Raw genomic sequence first — 20,527 nt, 5'->3', positions numbered from 1 at the left:
CGTCTTGTTTCTTGTCGCGAGGGGAATGTGGACGACTTGGTCCCGCTAGTATTTGACCTGTGTCAGACTAAAGAGCCGCATAACCGATTGCGGCTCCTTAAGTATTGCTCACCCTTCGCGGGCTGGCGGCTTGTCGTCGAGATGGTCATAGAGGATCCGCTCGGCGTCGCCCTTGGGGTCATCATACTGGCCCGCCTTCATCGTCCAGAAGAAGGCCAGCAACCCCAGCGCGCCCAGACCGATCGACGCCGGCGCCAGGAAAAGCACGATGTTCATCGGCGGAAACTCCGGAGGCGCGGACGCGCCGCGTTGAGCAAGACCACGATCGACGAGCCCGACATCGCCAGGGCCGCCACGAACGGATTCACCAGTCCGAACATCGCCGCCGGCGTCGCGACGAGATTGTACAGCGCCGAGAAGCCGAAGTTCTCCAGCGCCCGACGGCGGGACTCCCGGGCGGTCTCGATCGACTCGACGACTGCAGCGAGCTCATCCCCCGTGAAGACGAGATCGGCGGCGTTCTGCGCCGCGTCCACCGCCGCGCCCGGCGCCATCGACGCGTGCGCCTTGGCTAGGGCGGCCGCATCGTTGAGGCCATCGCCGACCATCAGCACCTTTTTGCCTTGGGCCTTCAGCGCATCGACCGCCGCGGCCTTCTCCACCGGCGTCAGGCCCGCGCGCCAGTGGCTGACGCCGACCTCGCGCGCCACATCGCGCACTGGCCCCTCGACATCGCCCGAGAGGATCTCGACGGACAGACCCAGGGCGCGAAGCTGGGCGATCGCCGCCTGGGCGTCGGCTCTCGGACGATCTTCGAAGGCGAAGCGGATCTTCACGTCGTTCTCGAAGCCGAACCACAGCTCGGTCTCGCGCACATCGCCGGCCTCGACCCCGACAAAGGCGGCGCGCCCCAGGCGAGCGCGGCGACCGTCGATCACGCCCTCGACGCCCTGCCCGGCCGTCTCGACGCAGTCTTGTGCGACAGGCCCGGCGCCGGCTTCGGCCGCCAGGGCGCGCGCCAGCGGGTGGCGGGAAGCGCGCGCCAGCGGCGCCGCCAGTGTCACCAGGTGGGCAGGCGCGTCGATCAGCGCCGGACGCCCCTCGGTCAGTACGCCGGTCTTGTCGAAGACCACGTGATCGATCTCCGCGAGGCGCTCCAGCGCCGCGCCGGACTTGACCAGAACGCCCTTGCGAAACAGCCGGCTGCTCGCCGCGATCTGAACCGCCGGCACAGCCAGGCCCAGGGCGCACGGACAGGTGACGATCAGCACCGCCGCAGCACGAAGCAGCGCCTCGCACGGCCCCAGGCCCAGCGCCCAGCCGCCCACGAAGGTCAGGGCCGCCGCCGTATGGACCACAGGGACATAAAGGGCGGCGGCCTTGTCGGCGAGCCGCACATAGGTCGAGCGCGCCTGGGCGCCGGCTTCCATCAGTCGGGCGATGGCGGCCAGCGTTGAGTCTTCGCTGCGCGCGGTGGCCCGCATCACCAGTCGACCCGACAGGTTCAGCGCGCCGGCGTGCAGTCGGGCCCCGACGGCGACGGGCGCCAGCGCCGTCTCGCCGGTGATCAGGGCGTTGTCCAGTTCGGAAGCGCCTTGCGCGACCAGCCCGTCGACCGGAATGCGCTCGCCGGGCGTAACCGCCAGCAGGTCGCCCACGCGGATGTCCGCGACCGGAACGCCCTGCTCGACCCCATCGACCAGCCGCATGGCGACGGGCGTCTGGAGGGCCAGAAGATCGCGCGCCGCAGAGCGCGCCCCCGCCCGCAGGCGGTGATCCAGGTAGCGACCGATCAGCAGCAGGAACAGCAGCGTGACGGCGGCGTCGAAATAGGCGTGCTTGCCGCCCAGCAGGGTCTCGGAGAAGCTGACGATCAGGGTGAGGATCACCCCGATCGAGATCGGCACGTCCATATTGGCCTTGCCGCGTCGTAGCGACGCCCAGGCCGACCGGAAGAACGGGCGAGCGGCGAACAGGGCGCAGGGCGTGGCGACGATGGCCGCCATCCAGTACATCAGCGTCAGCGTGGCCGGGGTCAGTTCCTGCCCGAACAGGCCCGCCCAGGCCGGCACGGTGAACATCATGACGTTGCCGGCGCCAAAGCCCGCGACGCCGAGGGCCAGGGCAAGCTCCTTGCCCTCCTTGTCCTGCGCCGCCTCGGCCTCGGCCGGGTCGAACAGGCAGGCGCGGTAGCCGAGGTCCTCGACGGCTTCGAGCACCCGCCCGGGATCAGAGATCTTGCCAGCCAGTTCGACCGACAGCTTGCCGGTCGTCAGGTTCAGCCTCGCCGCGTCCACGCCCGGCAGAGCGCGCACCGCCTTCTCGATCTTGTTGATGCAGCCGGCGCAGCGGGCTCCGCGCACGAGCAGCTCAAAGCGCCCTCGCCCGGCGTCGTCGCGCCGGACAAAGGCCTCTAGATCACGATGCAGGGCGAGGCTGTGGCTCATTGCGACACCAGGCGGGCTTCAAGCTCAAAAGCGTTCTGGGCGTCGCGCGCCGTCGCGCGCAAATCCCAGGCGCCGTCCAGCTTGGCTGTGGCCCGATAGCGGCCGTCGCCCAGCGGCTTGAAGTCGAGCACCTGCTTGCCGACCTCGGTAGCCGGACGCGCGAGCGATCCTGTCACCGAAAGCCGATCAAGCGGCTGTCCCGCGCGATCGCGCACCCGCACGACCACCGCGCCCGCGCTCTCGGTCTCCACAGACGCCGCCCATCCCAGGGCGGCCTCGCGCTCACGTTGGGCCAAGGTCTTGTTGAACGCCAGACCCGCTTCATAGGGGTTGGACGCGACCTGGCCGGAGAAGGTCCGGTAGGCCAGCACCATGAACACCACGTCCACGGCGATGATCAGGGCGAAGAAGGCGACCACCCCGATCAGCACATGCCAGCCGGTGATCTGACCCTTGCGCGAGGTGGCGGTCGTGACGGATTGCGCGGCGATCGTCATTGCGGGTTCGCGGCTCCAGAGAGGAAGACGGTCTTGGACTGAGTGGTGACGTCGCCGGACTTGGCGATGAACCGGGCCGGCACGCTGGCGGCGAGGTCGGCGTCGGCGGGGGCCGTCACAAAGACCCGGGCCGAGACCACTTGGTCGGCGGGCACGATCAGGGTCACCCGCTGGGCGGTCTGGCCCGGCTGGCTCAGACGCGCGCCGGGCACGCCCTCGAACGTGACGTCGAAGCGACGTTCGGCGAATGTGCGGTTGGTGATCTTCAGGGTGTAGCCGTCGCGCACCGCGCCGTCGTGCATGCGCACGAACGTCGGGTTGCGATCGCGGATGACGTGAAGGTCCGCCTTTGGGCGGGTGACCAAGGACCAGAGCGTCAAGCCGCCCACGAGGGTCAGCGCCACCGCGTAGTAGATGGTCCGTGAGCGGACGGGCTTGTAGACCGCCTTCTGACTGCAGGCGCGCGCGGCGACCGCCGCGTCCGTGTCATAGGCGATCAGACCCGTGGGCCGGCCCAGCTTGCCCAGGATGTCGTCGCAGGCGTCGACGCAGAGGCCGCAGTTGATGCACTCCAGCTGCGAGCCGTCGCGGATGTCGATGCCCATCGGGCAGACCACGACGCATTGCCGGCAGTCGATGCAGTCGCCGCGGCCTTCCCAGCTCTGGCCCTTCTTGTGCGCGCCGCGCGGCTCGCCGCGTTCGCGCAGATAGGTCACCTGCAGCGAGTGCTGGTCCAGCATCGCGCCCTGGATCCGGGGCCAGGGACACATGTAGGTGCAGACCTGCTCGCGCATCCAACCGGCGAAGATGTAGGTCGTCGCCGTCAGCAGGGCGCAGGACACGTAGGCCGTCGCCGGCGCCTGGCCGATCCAGAAGGTTCGGATCAGGGTCGGCGCGTCATGGAAGTAGAAGATCCAGGCGCCGCCGGTCCCAAAGGCGATGCCCAGCCAGGTCAGGTGCTTGCCGGTCTTGCGCCAGATCTTGTCGAAGGACAGCGGCGCGGCGTCCAGACGCATCCGGGCGTTACGGTCGCCCTCGAAGAGCCGCTCGACGACGATATAGAGGTCCGTCCAGACGGTTTGCGGACAGGCGTAGCCGCACCAGAGTCGGCCAAACAGCGCCGTCGTGAGAAACAGCGCCAGCGCCGCGGCGATCAGCACGCCTGTGAAGATGTAGACTTCCTGCGGCCACAGCTGGATGTCGAAGAAGTAGAAGCGCCGGCCGGTGAAATCGACCAGCGCCGCCTGCTGCGGGAAGCCTTCCGGCCGCCCCCAACGGATCCAGGGCGTGATGTAGTAGACGCCGAGGGTGGCGATCAGCAGCGCCCACTTCACCATCCGCCATTTGCCGTGGACAAGCTTGGGATAGATCGGCTGACGCGGCTTGTAGAGGCCGCCCTTGGCGTCGCCCTTGCCCTTGGCCCGCTCGGCGGCGGAAACCGCCGAGCGGGTGTCAGGCTTGCGCGTATTGTCGATGAGCGTGGGCATGGGCCCTACTGACCGCCTGCGTTACTGTGGATGTAGACGCTGAGCGCCTTGATCGTTTCGGGGCTCAGACGTCCGGCCCAGGTCGGCATGACGCCGCCGTTGCCCGCGTAGATCTGGCCGCGGATGGAGGCGCGATCCGAGCCGAACAGCCAGTCGGCGTCGGTCAGGTTCGGCGCGCCCAGCTGCTGATTGCCAAGGCCCTGCGGACCATGGCAGGCCGAGCACTGGGCCTCGAACAGAGGCGCCGCGCGAGCGACCGCACCGGCGTCGGCGGGGCGACGCGACAGGTTCACCACATACTCGGTCAGATCGTCGATCTGCTCGGGCTTGAGCATCTCGTCGCGGCCATAGGCGGGCATTTGCGAGACGCGCGCGCCCTCTGCGCCAGAACGGATCCCATGGGTGATGGTGTACTGGATGTCCTCCAGCTTGCCGCCCCACAGCCACACGTCGTCGCGCAGGTTCGCATAGCCCTTGGAGCCCGTGCCGCCGATGCCGTGGCAGGTGGCGCAGTTGTCGCCGAACACCGATTGGCCGACTTGCTGGGCGTAGGCCTGGAGCTTGGGATCCTTCTCGATCTGCTCAAGACTGGCGGTGCGCAGCATGGCCGCGCCCTCGCCCCGATGCGTTTCGAGCGCCTTCAGCTCCTGGCCCACCTCGGCCCGGTCGGACTTGTTCAGCAAGCCCCTGGTGTAGCCGTTAAGCCCCGGCCAGGCGGGCATAAGCACCCAATAGCCGATCGAGAAGGCGATGCTCGCGTACCAGATCCACAGCCACCAGCGGGGCAGCGGATTGTCCAGTTCGCGAATGCCGTCCCACTCGTGGCCGGTGGTTTCGACGCCTGTGGCGTCATCGATCTTACGGTCGGCCATCAGGGTTGCTCCCCGTCGTCCAGCGGCATGCGCGCGGCGTGTTGGAATTCGGCCTTCTTGGAGGGCCGGAGGGCGTAGGCGACGCCCGCGAGGAAGATCAGGCCGAAATAGATCAGCCCGAACTGCTGCGCGAAGCGCGCCACGGTTTCGTAGGAGAGACCGCTCATCGTTGGTTCTCCGGCGCGTGGGCCTTGTACGTCTTGAAGTCGACGGTCGTGCCCAGCATCTGGAGATAGGCCACGATGGCGTCCATCTCGCTGACCTTGTTCGGGTCGCCGTCGAAGTCGCGGTTGACGACCTTGGCGTCGTACCGGCCGCGCAGGGCGACGGCGTCGGTCGAGAACGGATCGGCCTGCGCCTCGAGGTCCTTCTTGGCGTTGGTGATCTGATCGGCCGTGTAAGGCACGCCAACCGTCTTCTGGGCCTTCATGCGATCAGCGATGTCGCTGTAGTCCAGCTCATTGGCGGCCAGGAACTTGTAGGGCGGCATCACCGACTCCGGCACGACCGAGCGCGGATCGATCAGGTGGTCGCGGTGCCAGCTGTCGGAGTACTTGCCGCCGACACGCGCCAGGTCAGGACCGGTGCGCTTGGACCCCCATTGGAACGGGTGGTCGTACATGCTCTCGGCCGCCAGGCTGTAGTGGCCGTAGCGTTCGACCTCGTCGCGCAGCGGGCGGACCATCTGCGAGTGGCAGAGGTAGCAGCCCTCGCGGACATAGATGTCGCGCCCGGCCAGTTCCAGGGGCGTATAGGTGCGCACGCCCTGGACCTTTTCGATGGTGCCCTGCAGCCAGAACAGTGGGGCGATTTCAACGAGGCCGCCAATCGAGACGACCAGGAGGATGCCGACGACGAGCAGCAGCGAATGCCGCTCGAACTTGGCGTGGTGCTTCCAGATGGACATCAGGGACCTCAGGCGATCGCGGTGGCGGGAGCAGCCGAAGCGTCGGCCGGCGCGGCGGAGGGCGAAGCGATCGTCTTCCACATGTTGACGATCATGATCAGGGCGCCGCTCAGGTACATGAGACCGCCGATCGTCCGGATGACGTTCTCGATGTGCTTGGCCGAGACCGTCTCAATGAAGCTGTAGGCCAGGAAGCCTTGCGGGGTGTATTCCCGCCACATCAGGCCTTCCATGATGCCCGACACCCACATCGCGGCGATGTAGAGCAGGATCCCGGTGGTCGCGATCCAGAAGTGCCACTCGATCAGCTTGTTCGAGTACATCCCCGGCTTTTTCCAGAGCCACGGCACCAGGCAGTAGATCGCGCCGAAGCTGATGAAGCCGACCCAGCCCAGAGCGCCGGAGTGCACGTGGCCGATGGTCCAGTCGGTGTAGTGGGACAACGCGTTGACCGCGCGGATCGACATCACCGGACCTTCGAAGGTCGACATGCCGTAGAAGGCGATCGAGACGACCATCATGCGGACGACGGGGTCGGTGCGCAGCTTGTCCCACGCGCCCGACAGGGTCATCAGGCCGTTGATCATGCCGCCCCAGCTGGGCATCCACAGCATGATCGAGAAGGTCATGCCCAGGGTCTGCGCCCACTGCGGCAGAGCCGTGTAGTGCAGGTGGTGCGGACCGGCCCAGATGTAGATGAAGATCAGCGCCCAGAAGTGCACGATCGACAGACGGTAGCTGTAGACCGGCCGCTCAACGCGCTTGGGCACGAAGTAGTACATCATGGCCAGGAAGCCGGCGGTCAGGAAGAAGCCGACGGCGTTGTGGCCGTACCACCACTGGACCAGAGCGTCCTGAACGCCGGCGAACACGCCGTAGGACTTGTGGTTCAGCAGGCCGACCGGAACGGCGGCGTTGTTCACAAGGTGGAGCAGCGCGACCGTGACGATGAACGCCAGATAGAACCAGTTGGCGACATAGATATGGGGCTCTTTGCGCTTCCAGATCGTGCCGAGGAACACCAGCAGATAGGCGACCCAGACGATGGTCAGCCACAGGTCGGTGTACCATTCGGGCTCGGCGTATTCCTTGCCCGAGGTCGCGCCCATCAGATAGCCGGTGGCGGCCAGCACGATGAACAGCTGGTAGCCCCAGAACACGAACCAGGGCGTGATGCCGCCGGCCAGACGCGCCTTGCAGGTGCGCTGGACGACATAGAAGGACGTCGCGATCAGGGCGTTGCCGCCGAACGCGAAAATCACCGCCGAGGTGTGCAGCGGCCGCAGACGGCCAAAGTTCAGGAAGCCCAGGTCCGGGAAGTAGAAGACCGTCGGCCAGGACAGCTGTGCGGCGATGATCACGCCGACCAGAAGGCCCGCCGCGCCCCAGAACATGGTGGCGATCACGCCCGCCTTGACCACGTTGTCTGAATACTGATCGGGATGATCCTGCAGCGTCCCGCCCGCCAGGCCGGCGTTCAGGGCGAAGGCGGCGATGACGCCGGCCAGCGCGAAGGTTCCGATCTGCAGACGGAACATCGGATCGTGGGTGAGACCAGCCCCGAGGATCGCCAGGAAGGCGCAGACGACGGAGATGGCGAGAAGCGCTGCTGAGCCCGCAGGTGGGCCTGCGCTTCTAAGTGTGGTTGCGGACATACGGACTCCCTGGGGCGAACCTCGCCCCTGGATGTCACGCCACGACTCCCCCGGCTTTGATGCGCATCAAAGCCTCCCGCCGACGCGCGGGTCATGGTGTCCTGGCGTCATGGGAGATTGATCTGGTGCCCCAACTCGAGGTTCTGGTCCGCAACAGCGTTCCGTTCACCGCCGCGCTGACCCTGGTCAGCTGGGCGGTCGCTCTTGGTGAAGCTGCGCCGCGTCTTCTGGCGGGTCCCCTCTGCACGTTCAGCCAGGACAGCTGGGCTTTCGCGGGCCATTGCCCAGCGTGCTACGTCGCCGCCGGATTCACGCTGGCGACCCTCGCCCTGGTCATCCGCCGCTACTGGAGCCTCGAAAGGACCGCTGTGCGCTGCGCCGCGCGCTGACCTCTACGGTAGACGGCTCTTCACTCGAACAACGCCTACGCGGATCGGAAAGCGTTCCAGGCTTTGGCTGGTGGGGCCCCGCAGCCGCGAGGCGATTCAGCGCAGGTACCAGAAGCCGACTAAGCCGCTTGACGGCGGGCGCCGCCGATGCGGCCCGTGATCTTGAACAAGCCGATACGGTCGCTGAGGTCTTGCGCCTCAGAGCGCAGGGCGTGAGCGGCCGCAGTCGTTTCCTCCACCATGGCGGCGTTCTGCTGCACCACCCGGTCCATCTCGCCGACGGTGGTGTTGACGTCGCGCAGGCTCTGCGCCTGATCATTCGCCGAGCGGGCGATCGCATTGACCTGCCCGTCGATCTCGGCGACCCGCGCGACGATACGCTGCAAGGCTTCCCGCGTGCGCGCAACGCGCTCAACCCCCGCCGAAACCTGAGCCGTCGAAGCGCTGATCAGGGTCTTGATCTCACTGGCGGCGTTCGCCGAACGCTGCGCCAAGGCGCGAACTTCCTGAGCGACGACGGCGAATCCCCTCCCCGACTCGCCGGCCCGTGCGGCCTCGACGCCGGCGTTCAGCGCCAGCAGGTTCGTCTGGAACGCGATCTCGTCGATCACGCCGATGATCCGACCGATCTGACCCGAGGAGGTTTCGATCTGGGTCATGGCCTCGACAGCCTCGGTGACCACGGGGTCGGACCGCTCGGCCTCCTGGCGCGCGCCTTCGGCCGCAGCGTTGGCTTGCCGGGCGTTCTCGGCGGTCTCGTTCACCGCGACGGTCACTTCGCCCAGCGCCGTGGCGGTCTGGATCAGACTGGCGGCCTGCTGCTCGGTCCGGCGCGCCAACTCGTCGGAGGCCCGGCTCATCTCGTTGACGCCGTCGGTCATGGTGGAAGCGCGTGTGGTCACGTCGCCCATGGCGGCTTCCAGGCGCTCCAGCGCCCGGTTGAAGTTAGCCCGCAGACCTTCGTAGCGCTCGGCGAAGCTCTGCTGCAGCCGCCACGTCAGGTCCCCGTCGGCAAGCTTGGTGATCGCCGCGTCGAGTTCGGTCACGACCAGATTCTGCTCGGCTTCCATCGCGGCTTTCAGCGCGGCGCGCTCCGCGACGGACTGCTCGCGCGCATTGCGTTCGGCCACGACCGCCTCACGCGCCTCCCCTGCCTGTTCGGCCGCACGCTCGGCGTTGCGGGTCCGCGCGGACACCGTCGAGAATAGTCTCGAAACGCCGGCCGTCATCCAGATCAGCGACCAGGCGGTGGCGGCCGTCACCCCAATCGCGAAGGCCGTCGCCATCAGACCCCCGCTCCCGCCCAGCGCATGCGGCGAGACCAGCGCCGCGGCGCCATGACAGGCTGCGACCGCAAGCGCGCCGGCAGCGATGATCCGCCAATCGCCATAGGCGACCAGCAGGGCCAGCGCGGCGAGAAAGGCCATGCGCGCTTCGGACTGCAGCGGACTGCCGCTGAAGGCGAGCACGAACAGGGCGACCTGTCCGATCAGAACAAGGGCTGACACCAAGCGCTGGCCAAAATGATCCGCCGCGACCCGGTAGGCCACGAACGCCATGAGCGCCAGCACCGTGGCGATTCCGGCCAGTTTCGCGACCGCATTGCCCGCGATAAGACTGGCCAGTGGCGTCAACGCCACCATCGCCGCATTGCAGGCCAAGACCAGTTTTCCGCCTGTGCGCCGTTGCGCCTCAATGCTGTCGAACTCGATCATGGCCGCCCCTGGAGATTCCGGCCAAGCATTGGATCTAGGGATTAACCGTCCGTGACTTCAGTGCGATCACGCGTATTTTGTCGCATACGCGTGTCTACGTAGCGTCAAGGCAGGGCTCGGTTTTGGCGCGCGTCAACAGCGCCGCGACTGTCGTCAAGCTTTGCCTTGACCCGGAGCCACGGCCTGCTGTCCTCTAGGACTCCATTCTCGAAACGGAGCTCCATGATGCGTATTGCGACCGGCCTCGTGCTCGCCGCCCTTCTGGCCACGCCGGCCTTGGCCCAGAACGCCGCCCCGCCGCCGCCCCCCGCCTCGGCGAACGCGTTCTCCGCCGACACGCCGCTGGAAGCAGTCGTCGCCAACCCCGCCGCCAAGGCGGCCCTGGACAAGACCCTGCCGACCCTCGCCAAGCACCCCGCTTACGAGCAGTTCAAGTCCATGAGCCTGCGGGAACTGCAAGCCTACGCCGAGGGGCAGATCACCAACGAAATGGTCGCCAAGGTCGACGCCGATCTGAAGGCGTTGTCGACCAAGCCCTAAGCCTGAACCGAGCCGTCTCCCCGACGGCTCCCTCCTTCTGGCGCGCCCCCATGCGCCGAAAATGGTCCTGGGGGCGTGACATCCGCGAATCTTGTGTCTAGGCTCTCATTGATGACCCTCGCCGCCTGCCAACAGCAGTTTTGGTATTTTAGCTATCCGACGCCTCTGGCGCCGGGAGGGTGTCGTTTGGCCTGAGATCAGCGCCATCGAATGTCTTCACCAGCCGCCAGGGGTCCCCCGGGCGGCTTTTTTGTTGGCCGCCGGACCTCCAAGTTTTCCGGAGTCGCGCCAATGCCGTCCACGTCCACCGCTCACCTCGTCACCCTGCCCGTTCCGACCGATGACCTGCGGATCGAGAAACTCCAGACCCTGAGTCCGCCGGCTCAGGTCATCGGAGAAGCTCCCGCCACCTCGTCAGTGGCCGAGATCGTCGGCGGAGCGCGACAGGCGGTTCATCAGATCCTGCATGGCCAGGACGACCGCCTCGTCGTGGTCATCGGCCCCTGTTCCATTCACGACCCCAAGGCGGCGATCGACTACGCCCGCCGCCTCGCCGCCGAGCGCGAGCGCCACGCGGGCGAGCTGGAAGTGATCATGCGGGTCTATTTCGAAAAGCCACGCACGACGGTGGGCTGGAAGGGCCTGATCAACGATCCGGGCCTGGACGGCGGCTTCCGCATCAATGACGGCCTGCGCCTGGCGCGACGAGTTCTGCTGGACGTCAGCGCCCAAGGCCTGCCCGCTGCCTGCGAGTTCCTGGACGTGACCACCCCGCAGTACATCGCCGACCTGGTGTCCTGGGGCGCGATCGGCGCCCGCACGACCGAAAGCCAGATCCACCGCGAACTGGCCTCAGGCCTTTCCTGCCCTGTCGGTTTCAAGAACGGGACCAATGGCGATGTGAAGATCGCCGTCGACGCCGTCATGGCCGCGTCCCAGCCGCACCACTTCCTGGCCGTCACCAAAGAGGGTCGCGCGGCGATCGCCACGACGACGGGCAATGGCGACTGCCACCTCGTGCTGCGGGGCGGCAAGACCCCGAACTACGACGCCGCCAGCGTCGCCGCCGCCGCCGAGGTTCTGAGCAAGGCCGGACTGCCGCCGCGCCTGATGGTCGATGTCAGCCACGCCAACAGCGGCAAGAAACATGAGAACCAACCCGCCGTGATCGCCGACGTCTGCGCTCAGGTCGCGACCGGCGCCTCGCCGGTCATGGGCGTGATGATCGAGAGCAATCTCGTGGCCGGCCGGCAGGATATCGTCCAAGGCCAGGCCCTGACCTATGGTCAGTCGGTGACCGACGCCTGCGTCGACTGGGAAACCTCGGTGCGGCTGCTGGACGACCTGGCGGACGCGGTTCGCGCAGGTCGCCTGGCGCGAGGCGTCTAGCCCCAAACGCCCTGCCTCCAATCAGCGGGGACTCGGCGAGGTTTTGAGACACCCGGGTGTCTCGAAACCTCGGCCGCCCCTTCAAACATGCGTTTGCCGCGCTAGAGTGTCCGGGAACAAAGAAGAACGACACGGGAGGGGCGCGGCATGGCCCACTACGGCGACTATCAGAACGAGATCTATGGGGCCGGACTGCAGGGCGTGCGCCCCAAATGGCCGGTCGACTTCAAGACGCTGGAAGCGCGCGCGACCGCCGCCATGTCCCCCGATCTGCTCAGCTACGTGCAAGGCGGCTGTGGCGATGAGTTCACCCAGCGCCGGAACACCGACGCCTTTCACGACTGGGGCGTCGTCCCCCGGATGATGGTCGACGCGTCCAAGCGCGACCTGTCGATCGAACTCTTTGGTCTGAAGCTGCCCACGCCGCTGTTTATGAGCCCTATCGGGGTCATCGGCATGTGCGCCCAGGACGGACATGGCGACATAGCCACCGCCGTCGCGGCGCAAAGGACGGGCGTGCCCGTGATGGCCTCAACCCTGGCCAACGATCCGATTGAAAAGGTCGGCGCGGCGCTGGGCGACGGGGTCGGCTTTTTCCAGCTCTATACGCCCAGGGACCGCGACCTCGCCGAAAGCCTGATCCGCCGGGCCGAGACCGCCGGCTTCAAGGCCCTGGTGGTGACGCTCGACACCTGGGTTACAGGCTGGCGGCCGCGTGATCTCAACGACGCGAACTTCCCCCAGCTTCGGGGCCATGTCCTGCAAAACTACTTCACCGACCCGCGCTTCCTGGAGATCCTGGGTAAGCCGGTGGCCGAGGATCCTGCGACCGCGATCCGCACCTGGGGCGGCCTGTTTGGTAAGACCCTGACTTGGGAGGATCTGGCCTGGCTCAGATCGGCCACCAAGCTGCCCATCGTTCTCAAGGGCATCTGTCACCCGGACGATGCGCGCCGGGCCGTGGACCTGGGCGTTGACGGTGTCTTTTGCTCCAACCACGGCGGCCGTCAGGCGAATGGCGGCATCGCCGCGATCGACCTGCTCGAAGATATCGTCACGGCCAGCGGGAACACGCCGGTCCTCTTCGATTCCGGCGTGCGATCCGGATCGGACGCCGCCAAAGCGCTGGCGATGGGCGCGCGGGCGGTCGGGATCGGTCGGCCTTACGCCTATGGCCTGGCGATCGGCGGCGTCGACGGCGTCGTCCACGTGTTGCGGAGCATCCTCGCCGAGCTCGACCTGCTGATGGCCGTCGACGGTTTCCCGACCCTCGCCGCGCTCCGTGACGCAGGCGTGCGCCCGGTTCGAAGGGCCGGCGCCTAAAGCGTCTGTCGCTACCGACGGGCGCTCAACGCGTCGCCTGCCGCGACGCCGGCGCCGCACAGGACGCCCCCGCGATAAGCTCGACCTCAGAAAGGCTCGCCTCACTGCCGCCGTCCAGCGCCAATCGCAGACCGGTGTATCGTCCAGGCGCCAGCGGGAAGGTCCGGGTCGCGTGGCGATGGTCGAACACCACGTTGCTCTGCTGGTCGACGCTCACCCAGGCTCGTCCGTCATAGGCCTGCAGGGTCCAGTGCGAGGGATCGGCTTCGTCGGGGCCGACGCTGACAGAATAAGCAGCGATGCAGGCGGGAGCCTTGAGACTGAGGGTGACGGACTGACCCGGCGCGGCGCGCCAACCCGTCGAAGTCTTGCCGTCGACAAGGCTGGGCTGATCGGCGCGCGCCGTCAGCACCGCGCCTTCATAGATCCACTGCCCCGGCTGATCGGACATCGACAAGGACAGAACGCCGCCGCCCAAGAGTTGGGCCTGCGAGAAATAGGGGCCAGCCAAAGGTTTGCCGTTGAAGCTCGCGCTCGCGATATAGGGACGGCTGGCTCCGGCTTTAGCCGCCAGGATCTCGAGCGTCTTGCCGTTCTCCAACTGGATCACGGTTCGACCATGGCGGGGCCCGTGGAGGTAGTAGAGATCGCTGCCCAGCTTCGGGAACAGCCCCAGGCTGTTGAAGACGAAGTTGGAGCTCATCGCGCCGGCGTCCTCGTCGCCTGGATAGGCGTCCGCAGTGAAGTGCTTGATCACCTCCCCCGCCCAACGGGACGACAGATCCGCCCGTCCGATCGCGTGGAACAACCATGGCGTGGCGAACGACGGCTCGTTGGTGATGTCGATCAGGCCCGCATCGAGGGCGTGGTTCAGGCGCTCATTGAACCGAACGCGACCGCCCATCGCCTCGACCAGGCCCGGCAAGTCATGCAGCACCCCATACGAATAGATCCAGGCCGTGCCCTCATAGTAGCCGACGTTGTTGTGGGCCTTGCCGTCCCAGCCGAGCTTTGGGTCGATGTCCTGAAACTTACCGTCGGCATAGCGCGGCATGAGAAAGCCAGAGAAGCCGTCGCTGGTCGCGTCAGGGTTCCAGATCTTGCGCCAGTTGGCTGAGCGCTCGGTCAGGATCTTGGCCTCATCGGCGCGGCCGGACTTAGTGGCGAGCTGGGCGGCATAGAAGTCGTTCAGCGCGAAGCCTAGGGTCGAGGAGCCCGACTTTGCCCTCTGGTTGTTCGGCTCGGGGCTGCGGTCACCAACCGCGAAATAGCCACTCTCCAGATAGCGCGGGCACCGCCGCTCAAAGGCGTTGAAACGAGCGACCCGCCAGGCTTCGTGCCAGTTCACACCCTCGGCCCCGCGCAGCAGGGCCTCGCCCAGGACGTTGTCGACTTCATCGCCGCCCTGCCCGACATGATAATTTTGGCCGCCGATGATCGCCGTATCCGCCGCCCCGAACTTGTCGAAGGTGTGGATCAGCGAATTGACATTGGCCGTGTAGAGGCTGGGCCGCAGCACCGACATCAGGGGGAACAGCGTCCGATAGGTGTCCCAGAGGGTGTAGTGCTCGTCCCAGTTCGGACGGCCAAGTCTTGAGGCCGGCTGGTCCAGCGAGCGGTCACGCGGGTGCGTCGAGGCGTGGTACAGCGCGCTGTAGAAGCGACGCTGCTGGCTTTCGGTCATTCCCTCCACGCGCACCTGACCCAAACGATCGTTCCAGGCGGCTTGGGTGTCGCGGCGAACCCGTTCGAAGTCCCAGTCAGGGATCTCGCGGTCCAGCAACGCCTTGGCCATCTCGGCGCTGACAAAGGAGACGGCGATCTTCACCAGGAGGGGCTTAGTGGGCGTGGTCTTGAAGGTGAGCCAGGCCCCCAGCCGTTCGTCGGCGCCCGTGCGGCCCGACAAGGCGCCGTCCCTGCGTTCAGCCTTGTCGAAGACACCCCAGGCGGTCGGGTTCTGATCAAACTCGGCCACGAACCAGATGTCGATCAGGGCGGGGTTCCAGTAACCCTTGGCCTTGACGTGACCGATGATGCGTCCCTGCTCGGGGAACAGTTGGACATCGGCCTGTTCCGAAGCCACCAGCCCGCCGACCTTGCGGGTCACGTCCAGGACGACCTGCGCCTGGTCAGTCGTGGGATAGGTCAGCCGGTAGATGGCCGCGTAGTGCGCCGGCGTGATCTCCACCTTGGTGTCGTAGCGGGTGAGCCGAACTGAATAAACGTCGGCCGCCAGGGTCTCATTGGCCTTGGGCGAGAGATGGGCGGCTTCGTCGAAAACAGGCTCGCCGACCTGCGGCGACAACAGGAAAGTCCCGTAGGTGGTGACGCCACCCGATCCTTGCGAATGAAGCTGTGCAAAGCCGCTTATCGGTTCGGCGGGGTTGTAGCCGGCGTTACTGGGCTTCAGCGTGGCCGGCGACGGGTGGATCGATCCGTTTGGACGGGTCGGCCCTGGAATGGTGTCGCCCTGATTATCATCGCCCAAACCGACTCGAAGGTCGGGAAGCCTGAAGAACGCGGGCTCAGGCGCGGCGTTGGCTTGGTGCGCCGCCCCAAGAGCCAAGGCAAAGCCAACAACAAGGAGTTGCACTCGGAAACGCACGGCAGGTCCCTTTCCCGAGCTCACGGTTACTCAGATTCAGTTTCGCCAGGCTGCCGGCGCGATCAGCACGTCGGAGGCCATCAGGTGAACGGGCAATGGAGGATGGATTCGGTCAAATCCGCCGCGAAGATCGCCGAAAGCAGGAGGAAATCGTACCTGTTCTTATAGGTGACCCAGCTGAGGCTTGTTCCAACAATCGATACCCTCGGCGGGCGGCGCCTTCTGATGCAGCTTCTTGAGCGTATTCTCAGTGTTCTCATAGCGCACGCCGGAATTGCCGCGCACGCGGCAGCCCGCCAGCGCTGCATCGTAGCTGGCGCCAGCTAGACTTTGACCTTGTCGTGATCGCTCGTGCTGTTGCGCAGAGCGCCGTTGTCGCCACGGCAACAACCCTCACCTGATCGCACCACAATCCGGCGCCAGAGCTGGCGCGGGATTGTGGTGCGACGGTCGCGCTGAAATCAGCGGCGCAAAGCTTGACCTTTGACGCTGAGATCCATGCCCAAAGTGGGACCGATGCCACCTGGGTGATCACCGAAGACATTGGGGAAATCGCGATGCTGCGCCACGGCCTGGAGTCGTCTCCGGAGGTCATCGTCGAGCGCGGCAGGCGCAGCCATGGGCTGCTCCTCGTCGTGAGCCGGCGGGGTAGCCAGCACCAGCGCAAGCGCGATCATGAAGTCCGCGTCCTCGTCTGTGCCATGGGCGGGCGGATGCTCGAGCCCCTTCAGAACGCATTCAAGCGCGTCTTCGAAACTGGCCGACATGGCGAAGCCTTTCGTTGGGCAGAGAGACTATGCGAGCGGCTCAATCAAAAAGCCGTGCTCGCCTGAGATTCGGATCTGGCAGGCTCTTCCCTGCCCAAAGCAGGCCTGAGCGCGCTTAGCCGCCGAGGCCTTGACGATGTCCTTGTCCGGTGAAGCGACAAAAAAGACCCCCTCCTCTTCTGCCGCCCACATCCCCGCCCTACGGCGGACCGTGATGATGACCCGCTGGATGATCGGCTTGTTCATCGAAATGTTCCTTGTCTCGTCCGAACCATGTCGAAGGGCCCCCGGTGCGCCGCGAACGCTCCGGGCTTGGGTCTAGCCTTCAAGGCGTGGAGGCGGTCCCGACGGCATCGCCGCGCCGCGGGCTTTCTGCCCGAGCTTGTCGGCCAGCCAGCCAACCTGCGCGGCCAGCGCATTCAGCTGACGCTGACAATCATCGCAGCTCTGCCGAAGCTGCTCGCACGCCCGCCGCAGATACTGGAGGACATCGCTCATGCGCATCCTTTCGCCCTCATCAAGAGGGGGTATCCGCACTCCGCGCCGCGTCGGCGTCCGCAATACGTCCCAGGTCAGTCAGGCGAAGCCTTCCGGGCCAAGCGCCTTGTCGCTCCTGCATCGCTCCAGATAGGCCAGCCCCTCGGCCGTTGGCCGCCATCCGCCCCGGCCATGCTGCGCCAAGCCCAGCGCGGCAAGCTGTTGAACGTCGCGGATATTCACCGGATCAAGATGGCCCGTGCGTATCCGCCGCTCCAGCTGCCTCAAGGCTCGCAGCACGTCGACCGCGAGATGATGATCGCCGTGATCGCAATCCGACTTTGTAACGAGTCGAAGATCAGGAGGCGTGGAGCGGCTCTCAGGATCAGACATGGTGGGGTTTCTCCAAGTTCAGCCCCCTAACGGCGCGACCGAGGGGATCGCCTGTCGACTGGTCCGCAGATGAGCGATCATCCAGCGGCGCAGATCCCGCCCCTGCTCTTTGGTGCCGCGCTGATCGTCCGGTAGACCCAACGCCGCCATCAGCGTCTCATGCACGAGAAAGCGCGCGGCGTTGCGATCGGGCTGCAGACGGTCGGCGAGAGAATGGAGATCGCGGGCTTGGCCGATGAGGCGGGTGTTTCGTTGAGGACGGAGCAGCATCCGGGCGCACCTTCATAAAGCGCCCGATAGCGTATCGAAACGCCGGAACGAGCTAAAATTCTTGGATTTTAGAATAAAATCTGGCCACCGATCTTCCATGGATCCAGACTAAATCGATAGTTCTACTTAATTATGGTGCGCCCATTTTCGCTGCACGTCGACAACATATTTAAATTATATTTCTTATGGATACGAAAAATCGGGCATAGGCTGCCTACTGATCTACAGCGCAAGATCCTACGCTCCTCCACTAGGACAAGACATGCGCTTCGAGATTGGCATCTCGCTGACCTACGACTTTCCCGCGCGTTGCGAGGTGCGACTCCTGGTCGAGGCCTGGCGCTGGTCTTGAGCGCCCATGCCTGGGGCCTGGAGCCGCCAGACCTTCACGCCGTCGCGGAGATCAGTCTGGAGCGACCGCTGGCGGCGGGTCAACGCCACCGGGCTGGCGCACACGGAAAGCCTGGTCGCGTGGCGCCCCATCCAGAACGCCGCCGATATCGCCCACAACCGAGCCAAGATCGGCCCGACCTAGGGCGCCAGGCGCGCAGACACTTAGGCCAGAAGCGGACATTCCCAGCGCGACCCAAGCGTCAAAGCGCATCGCCCGTTACACGCCCGCCTACGATAGGGCGCGAACAAATCGTCGTGTCGGCGGCGCTGAGGCGAAACCTCGCGCTCTGGCATAGTTTTGGCGCGCCCTGCAGGATTCGAACCTGCGACCGTTCGCTTAGAAGGCGAATGCTCTATCCAACTGAGCTAAGGGCGCGCGCGCGCCGGCTCAAGTCGCGACAGACCTAGTGAGTCCAGGGCTGCTTGCGATTGGCCGCGAAATTGTCGGCGTAGGCCTTGAGGATGCGCTTGGGCGCCTTGGGCTCAAAGAGCTGGAAGGCGATCTCGTGGCGCTGAGCATAGGCGACCGCTTCGTCGCGGGTCTCGAAGGTCAAGCGGATCTGGCCGTTCATGTCGCTGGAGGTCGTCCAGCCCATCAGCGGATCGGGCTTGCGCGCGCTCGCCGGCTCGAACTCCAGCACCCAGTCCTTGGTCTTGGCCTTGCCGGACTGCATGGCGTTCTTGGCGGGGCGATAGATGCGGGCCAGCATGGACCTCTCCCAAAGTGCCTTACCGATGGTCGGAGCGGCAGGATTTGAACCTGCGACCCTCTGCTCCCAAAACAGATGCGCTACCAGGCTGCGCTACGCTCCGAAACATCAGCAGGCGGCTGCTCTACAGGGGTTCGGCGCGCGGATCAACAAAGGCGCGCACCTGTTTACTTCGGAAAGATGCGATGCAGCACGCGATCACCCGGCAGGATGCCGAGTTGCGCAGCGCGGCCGCCCGCGATTTCCAACACCCCCAGCACCGGCCCGCCCGAAGCCAGCGGCGTCAGGTCGTGCGGGCGAGCGTTGCGCGCGATCGACAGCACTCGGCCATCGGCCTGGATATAGAGGATATCCAGAGGGATCAGCGTGTTCTTCATCCAGTAGGCGACCGCCTGCGGGCGCGTGTAGGTGAAGAGCATGCCGCGATCAGGCGCGAGCGACTTGCGGAACATCAGCCCCCGCGCCTGCTCCGCCTTGGTCGCGGCGATCTCAACCTGAAACCGCGCACGGCCACGGCTGGTGACGATCTCGACCGTCTCCAGCTTACCGGCGGCGAACGCTGGGCCGCCGCTGGCGGCCAGCGCCAGCCCAGCCAAGAGAGCTCGCCTGTGGATCATCACTTCGGTCACGCGTCGCCTCACGGAAAGCCAGTCTCTCGCGAGACTAGCCTCCCCAGACCAGTGGCGAAAGTCAGGCGTCGCCGGCGGAAATCTCGGCGACAACCAGTCCCTTGGGCCCGCGCGCAAACCGCACCAGAACGTCGTCGCCCGGCTGCAGATCCTCAAGTCCGCCTCGGCGCAGCGTCTCGATATGCACGAAGATATCGCCCGGTTCTGCGTCACGGATCACGAAGCCGTAGCCCTTGGTGCGGTTGAACCATTTCACCTTGGCGTGCTCGGCGGGTCCTTCCGGCGTCAGAGCGCTGCGCCCGTGGCCGTCACGCAAGCCGTCGCGTCGAACGGGGCCTTCGGCGAAGGTCCGCCGCTGACGCTCCAACGGAGACGGCGCGCCGCTCTCATCGAGATTGACGACCTCGCTGACCTGCCAGCCCTTAGGCCGCCGAACCACATCGCAAACGATGATGGCGCCTTCCATGGCGGTCTCGCGGCCGCAATTGCGCAGCGACGTCACATGCAGAAGCACGTCCTTGAGCCCGGTCTGCCCAGGATCATCCGGTACGATGAACCCATAGCCTTTACCGGCGTCGAACCACTTCACCTTGCCGCTGATGCGTACGAACTCCTCGTGCGCCGCAGCGTCCTCAAAATCGTAACCAGACATCCCACCCCTCTGGCTTGCCCAATCAGCCCATCGGAGCAAGCACTACAAGAACAGTGTTCTCGCGTGAGGAGAGCCGTCAATGACGAAATCACGTCAAAACAGCGCACAAGCGGGTACCGCGACATTTCGTCGCAGCCACAATGCGGAAACAAATCTGAAATACAGCCGAAGATGGCAGTCCCTAGGGGAGTCGAACCCCTCTCTCCAGATTGAAAATCTGGCGTCCTAACCGATAGACGAAGGGACCACATCGCCGCCGGAGCGGAACATAGCCGTTATATGGCCTCGCGGGTGGCAGTCCCTAGGGGAGTCGAACCCCTCTCTCCAGATTGAAAATCTGGCGTCCTAACCGATAGACGAAGGGACCACGGCCCCGCGAGGAAGCGGGTGTATAGCCGCGCCGTTTGGGG

At 65.8% G+C, this 20,527-nt stretch carries 24 protein-coding genes and 4 tRNA genes; 6 read left to right on the top strand and 22 right to left on the bottom strand.

Going from position 1 to position 20,527, the window contains the following annotated elements:
* Positions 1-108: 108 nt before the first annotated feature.
* Genes ccoS through ccoN form a run of 8 tightly spaced genes read right to left on the bottom strand, consistent with a single transcriptional unit; the run spans position 109 to position 7,865 of the window.
* The gene (gene ccoS, locus OVA11_RS10160) at positions 109-276 is read right to left on the bottom strand and encodes a cbb3-type cytochrome oxidase assembly protein CcoS (protein WP_268067266.1); all 168 of its coding nucleotides are present in this window, start codon (positions 274-276) and stop codon (positions 109-111) included.
* Positions 273-2,447 carry a heavy metal translocating P-type ATPase gene (locus OVA11_RS10155; protein WP_268067265.1) on the bottom strand — a complete coding sequence of 725 codons (2,175 nt, stop codon included), beginning with the start codon at positions 2,445-2,447 and terminating at the stop codon, positions 273-275. The genes ccoS and OVA11_RS10155 overlap by 4 nt, the downstream gene beginning before the upstream one ends.
* Entirely contained in the window at positions 2,444-2,944 is a 501-nt protein-coding gene (locus OVA11_RS10150) for a FixH family protein (RefSeq protein WP_268067264.1), read from the bottom strand. Before OVA11_RS10150 ends, OVA11_RS10155 begins: the two co-directional genes overlap by 4 nt.
* Positions 2,941-4,431: a cytochrome c oxidase accessory protein CcoG gene (gene ccoG / locus OVA11_RS10145; RefSeq protein WP_268067263.1), complete on the bottom strand. Its 1,491-nt coding sequence runs from the start codon at positions 4,429-4,431 to the stop codon at positions 2,941-2,943. The genes OVA11_RS10150 and ccoG overlap by 4 nt, the downstream gene beginning before the upstream one ends.
* Before the next feature lie 5 nt (positions 4,432-4,436).
* Positions 4,437-5,303 carry a cytochrome-c oxidase, cbb3-type subunit III gene (ccoP, locus tag OVA11_RS10140; protein WP_268067262.1) on the bottom strand — a complete coding sequence of 289 codons (867 nt, stop codon included), beginning with the start codon at positions 5,301-5,303 and terminating at the stop codon, positions 4,437-4,439.
* A complete protein-coding gene (locus tag OVA11_RS10135) occupies positions 5,303-5,470 on the bottom strand; it encodes a cbb3-type cytochrome c oxidase subunit 3 (RefSeq protein WP_096033060.1) in 168 nt (55 codons plus the stop codon). Before OVA11_RS10135 ends, ccoP begins: the two co-directional genes overlap by 1 nt.
* Positions 5,467-6,210 carry a cytochrome-c oxidase, cbb3-type subunit II gene (gene ccoO, locus OVA11_RS10130; RefSeq protein ID WP_268067261.1) on the bottom strand — a complete coding sequence of 248 codons (744 nt, stop codon included), beginning with the start codon at positions 6,208-6,210 and terminating at the stop codon, positions 5,467-5,469. The genes OVA11_RS10135 and ccoO overlap by 4 nt, the downstream gene beginning before the upstream one ends.
* Before the next feature lie 8 nt (positions 6,211-6,218).
* Positions 6,219-7,865 (bottom strand): cytochrome-c oxidase, cbb3-type subunit I, encoded by a 1,647-nt coding sequence (gene ccoN / locus OVA11_RS10125; RefSeq protein WP_268067260.1) that lies wholly within the window; start codon positions 7,863-7,865, stop codon positions 6,219-6,221.
* A 122-nt stretch (positions 7,866-7,987) separates the two neighbouring features.
* On the opposite strand from ccoN, the gene OVA11_RS10120 reads away from it, so the two are divergent.
* A complete protein-coding gene (locus OVA11_RS10120; RefSeq protein ID WP_268068938.1) occupies positions 7,988-8,254 on the top strand; it encodes a hypothetical protein in 267 nt (88 codons plus the stop codon).
* Between the two features lie 119 nt (positions 8,255-8,373).
* Here OVA11_RS10120 and OVA11_RS10115 read toward each other — a convergent pair whose 3' ends face one another.
* Positions 8,374-9,969, bottom strand: coding sequence for a methyl-accepting chemotaxis protein (locus tag OVA11_RS10115; RefSeq protein ID WP_268067259.1), 1,596 nt, complete (start codon positions 9,967-9,969; stop codon positions 8,374-8,376).
* Positions 9,970-10,191: 222 nt separating this feature from the next.
* On the opposite strand from OVA11_RS10115, the gene OVA11_RS10110 reads away from it, so the two are divergent.
* From OVA11_RS10110 to OVA11_RS10095, 4 genes are all read left to right on the top strand, one after another.
* Positions 10,192-10,509, top strand: coding sequence for a hypothetical protein (locus OVA11_RS10110; RefSeq protein ID WP_268067258.1), 318 nt, complete (start codon positions 10,192-10,194; stop codon positions 10,507-10,509).
* A gap of 111 nt (positions 10,510-10,620) precedes the next feature.
* A complete protein-coding gene (locus tag OVA11_RS10105) occupies positions 10,621-10,704 on the top strand; it encodes a hypothetical protein (protein WP_024265711.1) in 84 nt (27 codons plus the stop codon).
* A 96-nt stretch (positions 10,705-10,800) separates the two neighbouring features.
* On the top strand, positions 10,801-11,898 hold the full coding sequence (locus OVA11_RS10100) for a 3-deoxy-7-phosphoheptulonate synthase (protein WP_268067257.1): 1,098 nt from the start codon (positions 10,801-10,803) through the stop codon (positions 11,896-11,898).
* 147 nt (positions 11,899-12,045) lie between these two features.
* Positions 12,046-13,221 carry a lactate 2-monooxygenase gene (locus OVA11_RS10095; protein ID WP_268067256.1) on the top strand — a complete coding sequence of 392 codons (1,176 nt, stop codon included), beginning with the start codon at positions 12,046-12,048 and terminating at the stop codon, positions 13,219-13,221.
* 25 nt (positions 13,222-13,246) lie between these two features.
* Here OVA11_RS10095 and OVA11_RS10090 read toward each other — a convergent pair whose 3' ends face one another.
* The 6 genes from OVA11_RS10090 to OVA11_RS10065 all read right to left on the bottom strand — a co-directional run bounded on the left by OVA11_RS10090 (position 13,247) and on the right by OVA11_RS10065 (position 17,733).
* Positions 13,247-15,850 carry a GH92 family glycosyl hydrolase gene (locus OVA11_RS10090; protein WP_268067255.1) on the bottom strand — a complete coding sequence of 868 codons (2,604 nt, stop codon included), beginning with the start codon at positions 15,848-15,850 and terminating at the stop codon, positions 13,247-13,249.
* A gap of 437 nt (positions 15,851-16,287) precedes the next feature.
* Positions 16,288-16,593, bottom strand: coding sequence for a hypothetical protein (locus tag OVA11_RS10085; protein ID WP_268067254.1), 306 nt, complete (start codon positions 16,591-16,593; stop codon positions 16,288-16,290).
* A gap of 27 nt (positions 16,594-16,620) precedes the next feature.
* Positions 16,621-16,839, bottom strand: a complete 219-nt coding sequence (locus OVA11_RS10080; RefSeq protein ID WP_012640228.1) for a hypothetical protein — start codon at positions 16,837-16,839, stop codon at positions 16,621-16,623.
* Between the two features lie 72 nt (positions 16,840-16,911).
* Positions 16,912-17,169, bottom strand: coding sequence for a hypothetical protein (locus tag OVA11_RS10075; protein WP_268068937.1), 258 nt, complete (start codon positions 17,167-17,169; stop codon positions 16,912-16,914).
* Positions 17,170-17,463: a hypothetical protein gene (locus OVA11_RS10070; protein WP_268067253.1), complete on the bottom strand. Its 294-nt coding sequence runs from the start codon at positions 17,461-17,463 to the stop codon at positions 17,170-17,172.
* Between the two features lie 18 nt (positions 17,464-17,481).
* Positions 17,482-17,733, bottom strand: a complete 252-nt coding sequence (locus tag OVA11_RS10065) for a hypothetical protein (RefSeq protein WP_268067252.1) — start codon at positions 17,731-17,733, stop codon at positions 17,482-17,484.
* A gap of 358 nt (positions 17,734-18,091) precedes the next feature.
* Here OVA11_RS10065 and OVA11_RS10060 point away from each other — a divergent pair, with 358 nt between their 5' ends.
* Positions 18,092-18,268: a hypothetical protein gene (locus OVA11_RS10060; protein WP_268067251.1), complete on the top strand. Its 177-nt coding sequence runs from the start codon at positions 18,092-18,094 to the stop codon at positions 18,266-18,268.
* Positions 18,269-18,425: 157 nt separating this feature from the next.
* Here the strand turns inward: OVA11_RS10060 and OVA11_RS10055 are convergent.
* The 7 genes from OVA11_RS10055 to OVA11_RS10025 form a co-directional block, all read right to left on the bottom strand.
* Positions 18,426-18,502, bottom strand: a tRNA-Arg gene (locus tag OVA11_RS10055).
* A gap of 28 nt (positions 18,503-18,530) precedes the next feature.
* On the bottom strand, positions 18,531-18,836 hold the full coding sequence (locus OVA11_RS10050; protein ID WP_010919265.1) for an ETC complex I subunit: 306 nt from the start codon (positions 18,834-18,836) through the stop codon (positions 18,531-18,533).
* Between the two features lie 26 nt (positions 18,837-18,862).
* Positions 18,863-18,939: transfer RNA gene (locus OVA11_RS10045), tRNA-Pro, on the bottom strand.
* Between the two features lie 64 nt (positions 18,940-19,003).
* Positions 19,004-19,558 carry a DUF192 domain-containing protein gene (locus OVA11_RS10040; protein ID WP_268067250.1) on the bottom strand — a complete coding sequence of 185 codons (555 nt, stop codon included), beginning with the start codon at positions 19,556-19,558 and terminating at the stop codon, positions 19,004-19,006.
* Complete coding sequence (gene cspD, locus OVA11_RS10035) at positions 19,527-20,117, bottom strand: stationary phase survival cold shock domain protein CspD (RefSeq protein WP_012640225.1); 591 nt, start codon at positions 20,115-20,117, stop codon at positions 19,527-19,529. The genes OVA11_RS10040 and cspD overlap by 32 nt, the downstream gene beginning before the upstream one ends.
* Before the next feature lie 172 nt (positions 20,118-20,289).
* A tRNA-Glu gene (locus OVA11_RS10030) sits at positions 20,290-20,364 on the bottom strand.
* 45 nt (positions 20,365-20,409) lie between these two features.
* Positions 20,410-20,484, bottom strand: a tRNA-Glu gene (locus OVA11_RS10025).
* Positions 20,485-20,527: the final 43 nt, after the last annotated feature.

The sequence above is a fragment of the Caulobacter sp. SL161 genome (assembly GCF_026672375.1).
Lineage (GTDB): Bacteria > Pseudomonadota > Alphaproteobacteria > Caulobacterales > Caulobacteraceae > Caulobacter.
The sequence above is the reverse complement of the archived record's forward strand: the minus strand, read 5'-3'. Positions and strand labels throughout refer to the sequence as shown.

Bases quoted from the DNA above. Each gene is read 5' to 3' on its own strand.
- OVA11_RS10050 (WP_010919265.1), bottom strand. From the start codon at position 18,836: ATGCTGGCCCGCATCTATCGCCCCGCCAAGAACGCCATGCAGTCCGGC.
- ccoO (WP_268067261.1), bottom strand. From the start codon at position 6,210: ATGTCCATCTGGAAGCACCACGCCAAGTTCGAGCGGCATTCGCTGCTG.
- OVA11_RS10135 (WP_096033060.1), bottom strand. From the start codon at position 5,470: ATGAGCGGTCTCTCCTACGAAACCGTGGCGCGCTTCGCGCAGCAGTTC.
- OVA11_RS10105 (WP_024265711.1), top strand. From the start codon at position 10,621: ATGACCCTCGCCGCCTGCCAACAGCAGTTTTGGTATTTTAGCTATCCG.
- OVA11_RS10100 (WP_268067257.1), top strand. From the start codon at position 10,801: ATGCCGTCCACGTCCACCGCTCACCTCGTCACCCTGCCCGTTCCGACC.
- OVA11_RS10070 (WP_268067253.1), bottom strand. From the start codon at position 17,463: ATGTCTGATCCTGAGAGCCGCTCCACGCCTCCTGATCTTCGACTCGTT.
- cspD (WP_012640225.1), bottom strand. From the start codon at position 20,117: ATGTCTGGTTACGATTTTGAGGACGCTGCGGCGCACGAGGAGTTCGTA.
- OVA11_RS10115 (WP_268067259.1), bottom strand. From the start codon at position 9,969: ATGATCGAGTTCGACAGCATTGAGGCGCAACGGCGCACAGGCGGAAAA.
- ccoN (WP_268067260.1), bottom strand. From the start codon at position 7,865: ATGTCCGCAACCACACTTAGAAGCGCAGGCCCACCTGCGGGCTCAGCA.
- OVA11_RS10085 (WP_268067254.1), bottom strand. From the start codon at position 16,593: ATGTCGGCCAGTTTCGAAGACGCGCTTGAATGCGTTCTGAAGGGGCTC.
- ccoS (WP_268067266.1), bottom strand. From the start codon at position 276: ATGAACATCGTGCTTTTCCTGGCGCCGGCGTCGATCGGTCTGGGCGCG.
- OVA11_RS10095 (WP_268067256.1), top strand. From the start codon at position 12,046: ATGGCCCACTACGGCGACTATCAGAACGAGATCTATGGGGCCGGACTG.
- ccoG (WP_268067263.1), bottom strand. From the start codon at position 4,431: ATGCCCACGCTCATCGACAATACGCGCAAGCCTGACACCCGCTCGGCG.
- OVA11_RS10110 (WP_268067258.1), top strand. From the start codon at position 10,192: ATGATGCGTATTGCGACCGGCCTCGTGCTCGCCGCCCTTCTGGCCACG.
- OVA11_RS10060 (WP_268067251.1), top strand. From the start codon at position 18,092: ATGCCTGGGGCCTGGAGCCGCCAGACCTTCACGCCGTCGCGGAGATCA.
- ccoP (WP_268067262.1), bottom strand. From the start codon at position 5,303: ATGGCCGACCGTAAGATCGATGACGCCACAGGCGTCGAAACCACCGGC.
- OVA11_RS10065 (WP_268067252.1), bottom strand. From the start codon at position 17,733: ATGCTGCTCCGTCCTCAACGAAACACCCGCCTCATCGGCCAAGCCCGC.
- OVA11_RS10150 (WP_268067264.1), bottom strand. From the start codon at position 2,944: ATGACGATCGCCGCGCAATCCGTCACGACCGCCACCTCGCGCAAGGGT.
- OVA11_RS10080 (WP_012640228.1), bottom strand. From the start codon at position 16,839: ATGAACAAGCCGATCATCCAGCGGGTCATCATCACGGTCCGCCGTAGG.
- OVA11_RS10155 (WP_268067265.1), bottom strand. From the start codon at position 2,447: ATGAGCCACAGCCTCGCCCTGCATCGTGATCTAGAGGCCTTTGTCCGG.